The sequence below is a fragment of the Woodsholea maritima DSM 17123 genome, from assembly GCF_000382325.1.
Classification (GTDB): Bacteria; Pseudomonadota; Alphaproteobacteria; order Caulobacterales; family Maricaulaceae; genus Woodsholea; species Woodsholea maritima.
In genome coordinates, this window is the sequence record NZ_KB908056.1 from 865,635 (window position 1) to 880,164 (window position 14,530).

Consider the following 14,530-nt stretch of genomic DNA (forward strand, 5'->3'; position numbering starts at 1 on the left):
GCGTCCAAGTCAGTCAGTCTGGGCTCAACGCCATGACAAAGCCTATGAATTTCAAAGAACAGGGATAAGTGACAGCCCTATGGGACACACATCAGCCCCTTCGCAGACCCCCTCAACCAATATGACCGCGCAGGTCGGTCTGCGCCGGGTGTTTATCGTCTTTACACTGCTGACTTTGGGCTTCTGGCTGGTGAATGTGTCCAGCGTGGCCAGCGAGCTGGCGCGTGATGGTCATGCCCAGGCCCTGCTGCAGGCCAGTATTTTAGAAACCTCCAGCACACTCATGCTGATCGCGCTGTTCTGGGCCGTGGCCGCCTTAGACTTCTATGTCCCGCTCAGTCGCAGCCAATGGCGTATACCCTTGGCGCTGTATCTTGTGGCGAGCCTTTTTTATTCCGCGCTGCATATCATGGGCATGATGGCGCTGCGCTTTACGATCTGGCCGTTCGCTTTTGGCGAGCCCTATTCGGCCTTTGACAATCCGCTCGATGATTTTCTCTATGAATATCGCAAGGATGTATGGAGCTTTATTCTCACCCTGCTCATCTTGCATATGGCCCGTCATCTTCATGAGTTGACGATCAGCGCTCAAGCTAGCCTGAAAGCGGCCCGCAAGGATCATATGCTCACCTTGCGTTCGGGCGGGCGTGAGCTGCGCCTTCCCATCTCCAATTTTCTCTATGCCAAGGCAGCCGGTAATTATGTGGAGGTGGTCACCGTGCAAGGGGGGACGCATCTTGTACGCCTTACTTTAAGTGAGTTGGAAACCTTGTTGGAGGAGGGTGAGGGCGAGCCTTGCCGCCTGCACCGCTCTTACCTGACGCGTAAATCCCTGGTGCGCGAGATCACATCCCTGGGCGATGGTCGTGCAGAGGCCCAATTGGTCGATGGCCAAATCCTGCCTGTCGGGCGGGCCTATCGCACCAGCATATAAAGCCAGGCCCCCAGAACCTATGTCCTCAGGAGCCTGGTAAGCTTTAGAACCGTGCGGTCACACCCACAATGCCAACCTGCGATTGGACATTGGAGATAGAGACATCTTGAATGCCTACAAAGGGTTGGAAGCCTTCGTTCAGCACCAACTCGATACCCAGATCAAGATAAGGGTTGAGATGGAATTCCGTGCTTAAAGTATGCTGGAAGACGTCATTGAACTCGGTATTATCCGGGCCCATCACCGATTGTGAATAGACCGCGGCCAAATCCGTCGGCACATTAAAGACGCGGGTCTTATAGCGCCCCATCACACTTAACGCAGACAAGGGCCGTGTCCCGTCAAACTTAGCCCCGGTATGGGTATCAAAAGACGTCGCGATCCATGACCGGGTCGATTGGGTATATTCAACAGCCAGATCAAAGCGCGGGCTGGTAAATTCCGCCGCCACATCCATCAGACCCGTGCGCTTGGCAATATAAACCCGCGGCGGCAAAGGCGCATGGGGCGGGGCCTGGCGATTGATCGCGTGAAGGGTATGGGCGGTATAGTTATTGTTATAGATGGTATCGTGGAGATAGCTGGCCGACACGCGCAGCTGACGATCCGCGCCCAGATTGAAGTGGCGTTCAGCCTTCAGCGCGAAATTTGATCCCAGATCGCCTTCACGATCCGTGGTCATGCCCACGCGCAGCATGCGCTCGCCCGGTGCCAGCGTGCCAGAGACCCGCCAAGTCTCGCCGATATAGCCGACTTCCAGCACGGGTTCATCGGCCAGCGCCCAGAAGAAATGCTGATTAACGCTATGGGTGAAGGGGTTATAGCCAAATTGCTCGCCAAAATCGATGGACTTACGGCCATAGGCAAGATATCCGCCAAACACATCCAGATTACCCAAAACCGCATAATATTCGCGCCATTGGATCTGATCATGATCACCAGTAAAGGTCACTTCGGAATATTCAACCTGGGCGTAAGCCGTTAGCCAATCGCCGACGCTGGCGATACCGCTTAAGCCCGCGACATTGATCACAAAGTCCTGATTGGATGTGCCCTTGCCATGCTGGAACGGAAAACGGCCCAATATGGGGTATTTTCCGGCCTGATCCGTGCTTTCATAATACTGACCGGCTTTGACAAAGCCGCCCAAGGTAAAGGTATTGGCCGCGACCACGCCAGATTGGCGCGCCTTTAACAGATACACCGCGTCTTGCGTAATATGCTCTTGCGTGTCGGTCAGGATCGTGGTGACAGGCGTATTGAGTTTTAAAACCTCACCCAAAGGCGAGTATTCGCGCCCTTCCTGTGCCCATACAGATCCACATATGCTGAGAGCGCCCAATGCGCCCGCCCAAATCATTTTCATCATGTCCCCAAATCTACAAACGCATCTCACCCACATTTCCGAGGGAAACTTGAATGGAGCTGCACGCGTGTCCAGCCAAGCCTTACGGACACCCCTAGCGAGCTACCCTTAAATCTGGTTTAAACCAACTCTTCGATACGGATAAATCTGAATACAAAACATAATTGTGACAAAAAAGCCGCCCTTGGACGATCCCAAGGACGGCTTTTTTTAAAACGCTCAAGTCAGAATGAAGGACTTATGCCTCTTCAGACGCCTCTTCTGCGATTTCTTCACCGGTTTCCTGATTGACCACTTTCATGGACAAACGGACCTTGCCACGGTCATCAAAGCCCAGAAGTTTGACGTAAACTTCCTGACCTTCTTTGACGATGTCAGACGGATGATTGACGCGTTCAGCTTTCAGCTGAGAGACGTGAACCAGACCATCACGCGGACCAAAGAAGTTCACAAAGGCCCCAAAGTCCATGACTTTGACAACTTTACCTTTGTAGATGTCACCTTCTTTTGGCTCTGCGGTCAGACCATAGATCCAATCGCGAGCCGCTTTGATCGAATCCGCGTCAGAAGAAGAAATCTTGATGACGCCGTCATCATTGATGTCCACTTTCGCACCGGTTTCTTCCACGATCTGACGAATGACTTTACCGCCCGACCCGATCACATCACGGATCTTATCGGTTGGAATGGTCATGGTCTCGATACGCGGGGCAAACTGACCGACATCATCGCGGGCACCAGAAAGGGCCTTGTTCATCTCACCCAGGATATGCAGACGACCACCATTGGCCTGGGCCAATGCGGTTTTCATGATGTCCTCGGTAATCCCGGCGATTTTGATGTCCATCTGCAGTGAGGTGATACCCACTTCAGTCCCGGCCACTTTGAAGTCCATATCGCCCAGGTGATCTTCATCACCCAGAATGTCCGAAAGAACAGCCACACCTTCAGGATCTTTGATGAGACCCATGGCGATCCCTGAAACAGGACGGACCAAAGGTACACCGGCATCCATCAGAGCCAGAGACGCGCCACACACGGTCGCCATAGAAGACGAACCATTAGACTCGGTGATCTCAGAGACCAACCGGACCGTATAAGGGAAGTCTTCCTGCGCCGGCAAGATTGCGCGCATCGCACGCCAAGCCAGCTTACCATGGCCAATTTCACGACGACCTGGTGAGCCCATACGGCCCGCTTCACCGACAGAGTATGGCGGGAAGTTATAGTGCAGCATGAAGCGCTCTTTATAGGTGCCGGTCAGGGCATCAATAAATTGCTCATCTTCACCCGTCCCCAAGGTCGCAACAACCAGAGCCTGGGTTTCACCACGCGTGAACAAGGCAGAGCCATGGGTACGCGGCAGAATGCCAACTTCTGAAACGATCGGACGCACCTGATCCAGCTTACGGCCATCAATACGAAGACCGGTCTTGATGATGTCACCGCGAACGACAGAGGCTTCAACGCTTTTGAGAACGTCTTTAAGGACAATACCATTGATGCCTTCAGGGTTTTCTTCAGAAACACCCAGGGCCGCAACGGCCTTGTCTTTAGCAGCAGAAACAGCCGCCTGACGTGCGGTCTTATCCTTGATCTTGTAAGCCGCTTCGATATCGGCCCCAACAAGCTCGCGAACTTTTGCGGCTTCCGCAGAACGATCCTCAGGCTCGAAATCCCAAGGCTCTTTCGCGGCTTTTTCCGCCAAGCGGATGATCATGTCGATCACCGGTTGGAACGCTGCGTGACCGGCCATAACCGCGCCCAGCATCGTGTCTTCGGATAATTCTTTGGCTTCAGATTCCACCATCATAACCGCATCGGCGGTCCCAGCGACGACCAGGTCCAGATCGGTATCTGCCATCTGATCTTCGGTGGGGTTGATGATATACTCACCGTCTTTATAGCCCACACGCGCAGCGCCAATAGGGCCCATGAACGGTACACCAGACAGGGTCAGCGCCGCAGATGCACCCACCATGGCTACGATATCAGGATCGTTTTCCATGTCGTGTGAAAGAACGGTACAAACAACTTGGGTTTCATTTTTGAAACCGGGTACGAACAGCGGACGAATGGGACGGTCGATCAAGCGAGAAACCAAGGTTTCCTTTTCGCTCGGGCGCCCTTCGCGCTTAAAGAAACCGCCAGGAATTTTCCCGGCGGCAAAGTATTTTTCTTGATAGTTGACGGTGAGGGGGAAGAAATCCACCCCCTCTTTCATCGACTTGGCAGCGACCGCGGTCGCCAGGACCGTTGTCTCACCATAAGTGACCATAACGGCCCCGTCGGCTTGGCGTGCGACACGCCCCGTCTCGATGGTGAGCGGACGACCCGCCCACTCAATAGTTTCTTTGTGTATATCGAACATATGATCTCGTAACGTACGGATGTCCCGGGCTTTAACGGCGCAGGCCAAGCTTCTCAATAAGCGCTTGATAGCGTGATTGCTCAATACGCTTCAAGTAATCAAGAAGACGGCGGCGCTGAGAAACGAGCTTCAAGAGACCGCGCCGGGAGTGGTTATCTTTTTTATGCGTCTTGAAGTGCTCGGTGAGGTTTGAAATCCGCTCAGTCAGGATCGCAACCTGCACCTCTGGTGAACCCGTGTCATTGGCTTCACGGGCGTGTTCTTTAATGAGTTCTGCTTTACGTTCAGCAGTAATCGACATCGTCAACTCCTAGTCAATTTGAAACACACGTACAGGGGCAAATTGACCTGCACGCGCTAAACCGATCGCCACGGCCCGACCTTCGAAAAATGCTACCGCCGCTCGGGAGAAATCCTTGTCCCCAATCATGCGGGGACGTCGAAGGGCGCGAAGCTCATCCGCTCGCCGGGCAGGCAGGACGATCGCACGACCTTGCCTCACATGAGCCACCTCATCTTGGGTAAGGGCGAGTGCCGGGATGTCGTCCAGCGCCGTCTCTACCGGTTTGAGAGCCTCATATAGCTGGTCCTTATGGCCTAAATCCGCCAGCGCGTCCAGCGTTACGGCGCCGTCCAGTGTAAAGGGGCCAACTTGGGTCCGGCGCAGCGCCGCAACATGGCCCTCTGCACCCAAGGCCATCGCCAGATCGCGCGCCATGGAGCGCACATAAGAGCCCTTCCCGCAAACCATTTCAAAAACGGCCAAATCCGCATTGGGGCAGTCCATCAGGCGCAGATCATCCACCTGAATTTTGCGCGCCTTCAGCTCCACCTCATGGCCCGCACGCGCCAAATCATAGGCCCGCTCACCATTGACCCAGATCGCGGAAAACGCCGGCGGCACCTGATCAATCTCACCGATAAAGCGCGGGATGACCGCTTCAATCTCGCCCTGGCTGGGGCGCACATCGCTTTCGCCCGTGCTCGCACCTTCCCCATCCAAAGTGGTGGTCGAGCGCCCCCAGCGCACGGTGAAGCGATAGGTCTTGGTGCCATCCTGGGCAAAGGGCACGGTTTTCGTGGCCTCGCCCAGGGCGATTGGCAAAATCCCGCTGGCCAAGGGATCGAGCGTCCCGGCATGACCGGCCTTTTGCGCGTTGAATAAATAGCGGATTTTTGCAACGGCCTGAGTGGAGGTCATCTCCAGCGGCTTATCAAACACCACCCAACCATGCACAGGGATCCCGCGCGTTTTTCTGCGTCCCATACGCCTTATCCTATGCTTGAAGGCTCACCAGACAGAGCCAAGCCCCACGGGCTTAGTTCTCACCCAGATCGCGGCGAACAGTGGCGCGGTTCAAGACATCATCAATATGGCTCGCCTCTTCAAAACGGGTATCTTCTTCAAAGCGCAGCTTGGGCGTGAATTTCAGATCCACTTCTTTGCCGAGCGCGCGTTGCAGATAGCCCGAAGCATGATTAAGCGCCTCGGCGATGGCTTTGACATCTTTACGCCCCAGCGCCGAAATAAGGCAGGTCGCATGCTTTAAATCGGGTGAGCATCGCACTTCGGTCACGGTGATCGACACACCGGCCAGGATCGGATCGCGCAGATAGCCTTCCTTTAAAATGTCAGACACGGCATGGCGAACCAGCTCCCCGGCGCGCAATTGTCGTTGGGATTGAGCTTTCATGAGTGATCTCCCTCTCGCGGGCTCGCGTCTCAGGCTGGGCCATCAAAGCCCCACGCTAACGCGAGAATGAATAAGAAACTGTAGACGCCTAAAACTGGAAAAAGCCCAACCCAAATATGCGGGCTGGGCTCTTGCCATGGCGTGTCAGGGATAGAGCCTATCCCGTGATGAGGATCAGAGCTTACGCTCGATCTCTTCGACTTCGAAGCATTCGATCAGATCGCCTTTTTGTAGATCCGAATAGTTCACAAAGCCCATGCCGCATTCCATACCCATATGGACTTCTTTGACCTCGTCTTTGAAGCGTTTCAGGGTTGACAGCTCGCCTTCGTGCAAAACCGTGTCATTGCGCAGCAAGCGGACACCACAACCGCGCTTAACGACACCTTCAGTGACCTTACAGCCCGCAACCTTACCCACTTTGGTGATGTTGAAGACTTCCAGAATTTGGGCGTAACCGATGAAGGTTTCGCGTTTTTCTGGGGCCAGAAGACCTTCCAGCGTGCCTTTAACGTCATCCAAAATGTCATAGATCACAGAGTAATAGCGGATCTCGACGCCTTCTTTCTCCGCCAGTTCACGTGCTTGCTTGGAGGCCCGCACGTTAAAGGCGAAGATCGGCGCAGATGAAGATTTCGCGAGCAGAACATCAGATTCGCTCACCCCGCCTGGGGCCGCATGAATGACTTTCGCACGCACTTCTTCGTTGCCGATTTTCTCAACCGAGTGGGTGATCGCTTCCGCAGAGCCCTGAACGTCCGCCTTCACCAGGATCGGCAATTCTTGGACTTCTTTCTGCTGCAAACGCGCCATCATCTGCTCGAGCGATGCGGTTGCCCCGCCCACCGGAGTATTTGAGCGCTCACGCTTCAAACCAATACGGTAGTTGACGATGTCGCGAGCACGTTGCTCGCTATCGACCACCGCAAAGGGTTCACCCGGTTCTGGTGCCCCATCCAGGCCCAGAATTTCAGCGGGTTCAGTCGGTCCAGCTTCTTTCATTTGCTGGCCGCGCTCATTGACCAGCGCGCGCACCTTACCCCAGTGACTACCGGCCACGATGATATCACCGCGCTTCAAGGTCCCTTTGCCGACCAGAACAGTGGCCACAGGCCCGCGGCCCTTATCGATCTGAGATTCAATCACGCTACCTTCCGCAGAGCGGTCAGGGTTTGCGGTCAATTCTAGAACCTCAGCTTGAAGGATGATGGCTTCGGTCAGTTCTTCCAGGCCCATACGGGTTTTGGCAGACACTTCAACCACCTGAACATCACCGCCCATGGCCTCAACCACGACCTCATGCTGCAGCAAAGCCTGCTGAACACGCATGGAATCGGCGTCGGGCTTATCCATTTTATTGACAGCCACGATCATCGGCACATTGGCCGCCTTGGCGTGATTAATCGCTTCAATGGTTTGCGGCATGATGCCATCATCACCCGCCACCACCAGGATGACGATGTCGGTGACTTGCGCCCCGCGTGAGCGCATGGAGGAGAAGGCCGCATGGCCCGGCGTATCCAGGAAGGTGATTTTGTTACCGGATTTCAATTGAACCTGATAGGCACCGATATGCTGGGTAATCCCGCCGGCTTCGCCGCCCGCCACATCGGTCGCGCGCAAGGCATCGAGCAGCGAGGTTTTACCATGGTCAACGTGACCCATGATGGTCACCACAGGAGGACGAGGCTGTTTGCTGTCTTCAGCATCATCTTCAGAGATGAAGCCTTCTTCCACGTCGGCCGCGGATACACGCTTAACGGTGTGGCCAAATTCTTCCACGATCAGCTGGGCGTCATCGGCGTCGAGCGAGTCGACCGCGCGCACCATTTGGCCTTGCTGCATCAAGAATTTCACAACGTCCGCAGCGCGTTCCGCCATACGGTTGGCCAGTTCACCCACGGTGATCACTTCCGGGATCACCACTTCGCGCGCAACTTTCTCACGCGCTTGAGTGCCTTGACGGCGTTGCTTTTCACGCTCACGCGCCCGGCGCATAGACGCCAGAGAGCGCTGACGATCTTGATCATCTTCAACCAGGTTTTGGATGGTCAGCTTGCCCTGACGGCGCTTGGGTTCGGACTTATTGCGCGCAGGCGCTGCAGCCTTGGCCTGATCGCCGGGCTTATCAAGATTATTAGGCCCGCCTTTTTTCTTGACCCGTCCACCCAACTCTTCAAGGGCAGTCATGGGCTCAGCAGGGGCCGCCGGCATATCACGGTTCGGACGTGGACCCCGCGCAGGGCGATCATCACGCGCACCGCGATCCGTACGCTCACCGCGTTCACGCTCTCGGTCGCGGCTCTTATCCGCAGCCGGAGCCGCTTTGCGCGCTGGCTTACCATCTTCTTGAGCCGCTTTTTGCTTGGCTTCAGCGGCTTGAGCCGCAGCCAGGCGCGCGGCCTCTGCTTCCTCAACCTTGCGCTTAGCGTCTTCTTCAGCTTGTCGACGCGCGTCTTCTTCACGCTTACGCTGGTCTTCTAAAGCCTTGCGCTCTTCTTCCTGGCGCTGGGCGCGCTCTTCATCTTCGCGCTTTTTGTCGGCTTCGCGACCTGCAGCCTCAGCGCGCGCGCGGGCAATCGCGCGCTGACGCTTGATCAGCTCTTCTTCGGATAGACCGAGTTTCTTGGCGGTGGCCGCCAACAGGTTTTGGGCCTTGGTTTTACCATCTGACGCCCCTTTGGCGCCGTCTGCTCCATCCTTACCCGGACCGCCCGCGCGTTTGCGCTTTTTCTCTACCACGACCTGCTTGGAGCGGCCGCGTGCAAAGCTTTGTTGCACCGTTCCTGATCCAGGCCGATTCAAAGAGAGGGGCTTACGGCCCGAAGGATTACGTTCGTCAGCGTCGCTCATGCACGTCTTTCATCGCGGCCTAAGTGTGAAACGGTACCGACCAGATCGCCGCAGATCTGATCACCGTCCTCTACGCATCTCGATTTGGGCAAGATCAACATAAGGTCCATCAGGACCGAATGTGCCTATGCCCCCCTTGGTGCAGGGGGGCTAACCTAGCTACCCTGCATAGGGATTCAAGCACTCTTGGACACCCATCACCGTAAATCGGCTTTGGATGCGTCAATTTGGTCATAGACCGCGCAAAAACCCGAGAGTTTCTGCAAAGTCTCTCTTAAACCGCGCGCATCTGATCCACCGGCCAAAGCCAAATGCACCATACCGCTGCGTCCCAACGCCATACCCAATTGCGCCGCATCGAAACACGTCACGACCGGCAAGGTTGACAGACCCAGCCCATAGGCCAGGCGGTCTAATTTTTCACGCCCATCGCGCGCGCCATCGCTCGCTTCAAAGCGCAGGACCGGATGGGGACTGGCCTTCAAGGCCAAACGTACCGCATCATGTCCACAGGCCAGACGCCCCGAACGGCGCGCTAACCCTAGTAAATCCAAGGCCCGCGTTTTCAGCAAAGCCTCAAACTGGTCAGCCAGATCGCTGGGGGTCTGAACCGCCTGACCAAAGGCGCGATTGAACGCGCGCTTGGTCACGGCCTGATCGACCACACTGCGCTGCGCGCTGACCCAGGCCCCACGCCCAGGTAATTTCGCAGCGACATCCGCAACAATCTGTCCATCCGGTGCCAGCCCAACCCGCAAGAGCGCGTCTTCAGGCTTGACCGACATTTCCACAACGCAACGGCGCTCTCGGCCCGCTTTAGCGGGCATCTTTAGGCCTCCGTCTTGCCTTCGTCATCATCCAAATCCACACCCAGACTTGCGGCTGCGGCTTCGATATCCTCTAGGTCGAGCTCATCGAGATCGGCCAGATCAACATCATCAGCGCTGATCTCTTCCTCACCCGCGTCGCCTTCGCCCGCTTGATCGGGCGCGTCATAGACCGGTAATTCAGATTCATCAATCCAACCCGCCTTCACCCGCGCGCGCATAATCAACATTTCAGCCTCTTCAGATGAGACATTCATGCCGTCCAGATAACCGGCTTCCCGTACGCGCTGCCCGCCACGGTTTTCAAACCAGCCGCGCAGATCATCGGGCACAAGCCCGGCCAGATCCTCGATCGTGCAAACCTCGTTTTCACCCAGACGCACAGCGATTTCCAAGGTCATGCCTTCGACTTCCATCACCTCATCGGTAACACCCAGCTCTTTACGCTTGGCATCGCGGATTTCATCCAGCTTCGCCAGGTAATCGGTGGCACGCTGTTGGATTTCGGCAGCGGTATCTTCGTCAAAGCCTTCAATGACGGCGATCTCATTGAGCTCAGCAAAGGCGAGGTCTTCAACATCGGTGAAGCCTTCTGTCGCCAACAATTGGGCGATGACTTCATCGACATCCAAGGCTTCCATAAAGGTCGCGGTGCGTTCAGCAAACTCTTTCTGACGGCGCGCAGATTCTTCTTCCTCGGTCATGATGTCGATGGCCCAGCCGGTCAGCTGAGAGGCCAAACGCACATTCTGACCGCGCCGACCAATCGCCAAAGACAATTGATCATCAGGAACGACAACTTCAATACGCTGGGCTTCTTCATCCAACACCACTTTGGAGACTTCAGCCGGTTGCAACGCATTGACGATAAAGGTCGCAGGATCAGGATTGAACGGGATGATGTCAATCTTCTCACCGGCCAGTTCATTCACAACGGCCTGAACCCGGCTACCGCGCATACCCACACAAGCCCCAACCGGATCGATTGAGCTGTCGTTTGAGATCACGGCAATCTTGGCGCGTGAGCCCGGATCGCGGGCCACGGTTGGGATTTCAATAATGCCTTCATAAACTTCAGGCACTTCCTGGGCGAAGAGCGCCGCCATAAAGTCCGGGTGCGCGCGCGACAAGAAGATCTGCGGACCGCGCACTTCTGGACGCACATCATAAATGTAAGCACGCACGCGATCATTGTTCTGCAGGCTTTCACGCGGGATCCCGTCATTGCGCCGGATAATGCCTTCAGCCTTACCCAGATCAACAATGATATTGCCGTATTCAACGCGCTTGACGATACCGTTGACGATTTCGCCCACGCGGTCTTTGTACTCGTTGAACTGGTTCTGACGTTCAGCTTCACGTACCTTTTGCGTGATGACCTGCTTGGCGGTTTGCGAGGCAACACGCCCGAACTCAATCGGGGGCAGCTCATCTTCAAACACATCGCCGACCTTGGCATTAGGATCAATGCGCTTGGCGTGCTCAGGATCAACCTCCTGGCTTTCGTTTTCAACGTCCTCGACCACCGTGATCCGGCGGGTTAAACGCATTTCACCGGTTTTAGGATGGATCGAGCAAGCGATATCCAGCTCAGCGCCATAACGCGAGCGCGCCGCTTTCTGGATCGCTTCTTCAATCGCGCCCAGAACAATCGCTTCATCAATATTCTTTTCCTGCGCCACGGCGCGGGCAATCTGAAGAAGCTCTAATTTGTTAGCGCTGACACCGATGGCCATGCGTATATCCTCACTCTTGAACTAAATTCGTGTCGTCGCTGTCTGAGGCCCCGGCTGCCTGAGCGCTGGCCTTCATCAACTCATCTGTCATGACTAATTTGGCATCATAGATCCAAGCAAAGGGGATCACGGCCGTGTCCTCTTCGCCCTCCAGATCGATCAGCACATTATCGTCTTCCGTCCCGGCCAGAACCCCTTTGAAGCGCTTGCGCCCTTCAACCATGCGGTCCAGCTCCAGCTTGGCTTCAAACCCTTCCCATTGATCAAAATGGTGAGGTGCCGTCAAAGGCCGATCAATGCCCGGCGAAGACACTTCAAGATTATATTCGCCAGAAATCGGGTCGGTCTCATCAAACAGAGCACTGATCCCGCGCGACAGGGCCGCACAGGCGTCCACATTCATGGTGCCATCGTCACGCTGGGCCATGATCTGCAAGGTCACGCGCTTACTGCCCAAAGTCCGCACACGAACGATTTCTAGCCCTAAGCCTTCAGCAATGGGCTCAATCAATTCAAGAATACGAATATCTTGTGGGGTTTTAGCTTTCACGCGCAGTCCTGTTTGTTGATCCCCGCCATGAGGGCAGGGTGTGAATACGAAAAAAGCGGCACCCATACGGGGCCGCTCGAAAGGTGTCACACCACCGATCGAAGCTGTGTTGGGAGCTATATACGCCTTTTACTTTAGCGATGCAAGGCGGGGGCACACCGATCATAAATGCGCCCCTTATCGCACTTAAACGTCCTTAAAAAAGTCCATGAAGACCGGCAGGCAATCGCCAAGATTTTTGGATTGATAGCGCGTGGTAATATGATCGGCGGGCGCATTAGCCCAATCTTCGCGACGCTCACCTGACCAGCTCAGCCCCGGCGTCGCGATCAAAATCGGCAAGGCCCAATCGGTATAGACTTTGACATCTGTTCCCACGCGCAAACGCCCACCAGGCTTTAACACGCGCGCCAGATGACGCGCAGTGTCAGGTTGCACAAAGCGACGCTTATCATGCTTACGCTTGGGCCAAGGATCAGGGAAAAGCAGATAAATCTCCTCAAATGCCGCATCGGGCATACGCTCCATCTCATCACGCGCATCACCGCGCTTGACGCGCACATTTTTAAGCGCACCCTTTTCAATCCCCGCCAAAGCCTTGGCGACACCGTTCAAAAACGGCTCAATACCCAGATAGCCTTTATCGGGATGGCGGCTTGCCTGAGCGATCAAATGCTCAGCCCCACCAAAGCCAATTTCCAAAACCCGCGTTTCAAAACCTGGTAATAGATCGGCAGGATCCACCACCGCGCCCTCACCCCAGCTTAAAGTCGGCAAAAACTCATCCACCAAGCCTTGCTGACGCGCCGTCAATTTATGCCCGCTGGCGCGGCCAAACAGGCGCCGTTCTGGGCGAAGCGCAGGAGTTTCAGTCATAATTCAAGGCGTCCTTTAGAGCGGGCTCATGCAGAAGAAAGGGCGCGGTTTAGCCAACCGCGCCCTTAAACTCAAGCCTTAAGACCTTAAACCGGCCTTAAGCGAGGGATTTAAGACCCTCAACCAGATCGGTACGCTCCCACGAGAAGCCACCATCAGCATCCGGCGTCCGGCCAAAGTGACCATAGGCCGAGGTCCGCTCATAAATCGGCTTGTTCAGGCCCAGATGGGTGCGAATACCACGCGGGGTCAGATCGACCATTTCTGGCAATTTCTGCTCCAACAAGGCCTCGTCCACCTCACCCGTGCCATGCAGATTAACATAAACACTCAAGGGCTTAGCCACGCCAATCGCGTAAGAAACCTGAATGGTACAACGCTTGGCCAAACCGGCGGCCACCACGTTTTTCGCCAGATAGCGGCACACATAAGCCGCCGAACGGTCAACCTTGGTCGGATCCTTACCTGAGAACGCCCCGCCGCCATGCGGCGCAGCCCCACCATAAGTATCCACAATGATTTTACGACCGGTCAGACCGGCATCCCCATCAGGACCGCCAATAACGAAAATACCCGTTGGGTTGACGTAAAACTCGTCTTCCGGCGGGAACCAGCCCTCAGGCAGAACCTCTTGAACGACAGGACGGACCAGCTCACGGATCGCATCCAGGCTGACGCCTTCTTTATGCTGGGTTGACACCACAACAGAGGTCACGCCAACCGGCACACCGTTTTCATACTTCAACGTCACCTGGGATTTGGCATCAGGCTCAAATTCAGGACGCGTGCCGTCTTTGCGCAGCTGGGCCATACGCTTCAAAATCTGATGCGAATAGGTGATCGGGGCCGGCATCAACTCAGGGGTTTCATCACAGGCAAAGCCAAACATGATGCCCTGATCGCCCGCGCCTTCTTCTTTAAAGGTCCCGGTGCCTTCATCAACACCGGCGGCAATGTCTTTGGATTGTTCGTGTAACAGGTTGAGGAAGTTCAGCTTCTGCCAATGGAAGCCTTCTTGCTCATAGCCAATGTTTTTAACGACGTCACGCGCAACGCTTTCGATTTCGTCGTTATCGATCTCAGCGGCGACGCGGATTTCACCCGCCAGAACCAGCTGGTTCGTCGTGCTGAGCGTCTCACAAGCCACGCGTGCGACAGGATCCTTACTCAGAAACAGGTCAACAACCGCATCAGACACACGGTCGCACACCTTATCTGGGTGGCCTTCGGAAACGCTTTCGCTGGTGAAAAGATAGGAGGTGCGGGCCAAGATCTGCTCCATATAAAGATTGCTTTATATGACGCAAGAAACCCTATCGCCCG

At 55.4% G+C, this 14,530-nt stretch carries 12 protein-coding genes; 1 reads left to right on the plus strand and 11 read right to left on the minus strand.

The genetic code is table 11. The annotated features are described in order from the left end of the window. Nucleotides 1-79: 79 nt before the first annotated feature. Entirely contained in the window at nt 80-934 is an 855-nt protein-coding gene (locus H151_RS0104070) for a LytTR family DNA-binding domain-containing protein (protein ID WP_019960362.1), read from the plus strand. Between the two features lie 43 nt (nt 935-977). Here H151_RS0104070 and H151_RS0104075 read toward each other — a convergent pair whose 3' ends face one another. From H151_RS0104075 to metK, 11 genes are all read right to left on the minus strand, one after another. Further along, nucleotides 978-2,300, minus strand: coding sequence for a hypothetical protein (locus H151_RS0104075; protein ID WP_019960363.1), 1,323 nt, complete (start codon nt 2,298-2,300; stop codon nt 978-980). A 238-nt stretch (nt 2,301-2,538) separates the two neighbouring features. Then, the gene (pnp, locus tag H151_RS0104080) at nt 2,539-4,671 is read right to left on the minus strand and encodes a polyribonucleotide nucleotidyltransferase (protein WP_019960364.1); all 2,133 of its coding nucleotides are present in this window, start codon (nt 4,669-4,671) and stop codon (nt 2,539-2,541) included. 31 nt (nt 4,672-4,702) lie between these two features. Continuing rightward, nucleotides 4,703-4,972 carry a 30S ribosomal protein S15 gene (rpsO, locus tag H151_RS0104085; RefSeq protein ID WP_019960365.1) on the minus strand — a complete coding sequence of 90 codons (270 nt, stop codon included), beginning with the start codon at nt 4,970-4,972 and terminating at the stop codon, nt 4,703-4,705. A gap of 9 nt (nt 4,973-4,981) precedes the next feature. After that, nucleotides 4,982-5,938: a tRNA pseudouridine(55) synthase TruB gene (truB, locus tag H151_RS0104090; protein WP_019960366.1), complete on the minus strand. Its 957-nt coding sequence runs from the start codon at nt 5,936-5,938 to the stop codon at nt 4,982-4,984. Nucleotides 5,939-5,990: 52 nt separating this feature from the next. After that, nucleotides 5,991-6,365 carry a 30S ribosome-binding factor RbfA gene (gene rbfA, locus H151_RS0104095; RefSeq protein ID WP_019960367.1) on the minus strand — a complete coding sequence of 125 codons (375 nt, stop codon included), beginning with the start codon at nt 6,363-6,365 and terminating at the stop codon, nt 5,991-5,993. A 174-nt stretch (nt 6,366-6,539) separates the two neighbouring features. Continuing rightward, nucleotides 6,540-9,218 (minus strand): translation initiation factor IF-2, encoded by a 2,679-nt coding sequence (gene infB / locus H151_RS0104100; protein ID WP_019960368.1) that lies wholly within the window; start codon nt 9,216-9,218, stop codon nt 6,540-6,542. Between the two features lie 197 nt (nt 9,219-9,415). After that, a complete protein-coding gene (locus tag H151_RS0104105; protein WP_040758339.1) occupies nt 9,416-10,045 on the minus strand; it encodes an RNA-binding protein in 630 nt (209 codons plus the stop codon). A gap of 2 nt (nt 10,046-10,047) precedes the next feature. After that, nucleotides 10,048-11,781, minus strand: a complete 1,734-nt coding sequence (nusA, locus tag H151_RS0104110; RefSeq protein ID WP_019960370.1) for a transcription termination factor NusA — start codon at nt 11,779-11,781, stop codon at nt 10,048-10,050. A gap of 10 nt (nt 11,782-11,791) precedes the next feature. Beyond that, on the minus strand, nt 11,792-12,331 hold the full coding sequence (gene rimP / locus H151_RS0104115) for a ribosome maturation factor RimP (protein ID WP_026353809.1): 540 nt from the start codon (nt 12,329-12,331) through the stop codon (nt 11,792-11,794). 186 nt (nt 12,332-12,517) lie between these two features. Continuing rightward, on the minus strand, nt 12,518-13,207 hold the full coding sequence (trmB, locus tag H151_RS0104120) for a tRNA (guanosine(46)-N7)-methyltransferase TrmB (protein ID WP_019960372.1): 690 nt from the start codon (nt 13,205-13,207) through the stop codon (nt 12,518-12,520). A 97-nt stretch (nt 13,208-13,304) separates the two neighbouring features. Beyond that, a complete protein-coding gene (gene metK, locus H151_RS0104125) occupies nt 13,305-14,477 on the minus strand; it encodes a methionine adenosyltransferase (RefSeq protein ID WP_026353810.1) in 1,173 nt (390 codons plus the stop codon). Nucleotides 14,478-14,530: the final 53 nt, after the last annotated feature.

Excerpts from the sequence above, each read along its gene's own strand:
- H151_RS0104070 (WP_019960362.1), top strand. The coding sequence starts at position 80 with ATGGGACACACATCAGCCCCTTCGCAGACCCCCTCAACCAATATGACC.
- H151_RS0104075 (WP_019960363.1), bottom strand. The coding sequence starts at position 2,300 with ATGAAAATGATTTGGGCGGGCGCATTGGGCGCTCTCAGCATATGTGGA.
- pnp (WP_019960364.1), bottom strand. The coding sequence starts at position 4,671 with ATGTTCGATATACACAAAGAAACTATTGAGTGGGCGGGTCGTCCGCTC.
- rpsO (WP_019960365.1), bottom strand. The coding sequence starts at position 4,972 with ATGTCGATTACTGCTGAACGTAAAGCAGAACTCATTAAAGAACACGCC.
- truB (WP_019960366.1), bottom strand. The coding sequence starts at position 5,938 with ATGGGACGCAGAAAAACGCGCGGGATCCCTGTGCATGGTTGGGTGGTG.
- rbfA (WP_019960367.1), bottom strand. The coding sequence starts at position 6,365 with ATGAAAGCTCAATCCCAACGACAATTGCGCGCCGGGGAGCTGGTTCGC.
- infB (WP_019960368.1), bottom strand. The coding sequence starts at position 9,218 with ATGAGCGACGCTGACGAACGTAATCCTTCGGGCCGTAAGCCCCTCTCT.
- H151_RS0104105 (WP_040758339.1), bottom strand. The coding sequence starts at position 10,045 with ATGCCCGCTAAAGCGGGCCGAGAGCGCCGTTGCGTTGTGGAAATGTCG.
- nusA (WP_019960370.1), bottom strand. The coding sequence starts at position 11,781 with ATGGCCATCGGTGTCAGCGCTAACAAATTAGAGCTTCTTCAGATTGCC.
- trmB (WP_019960372.1), bottom strand. The coding sequence starts at position 13,207 with ATGACTGAAACTCCTGCGCTTCGCCCAGAACGGCGCCTGTTTGGCCGC.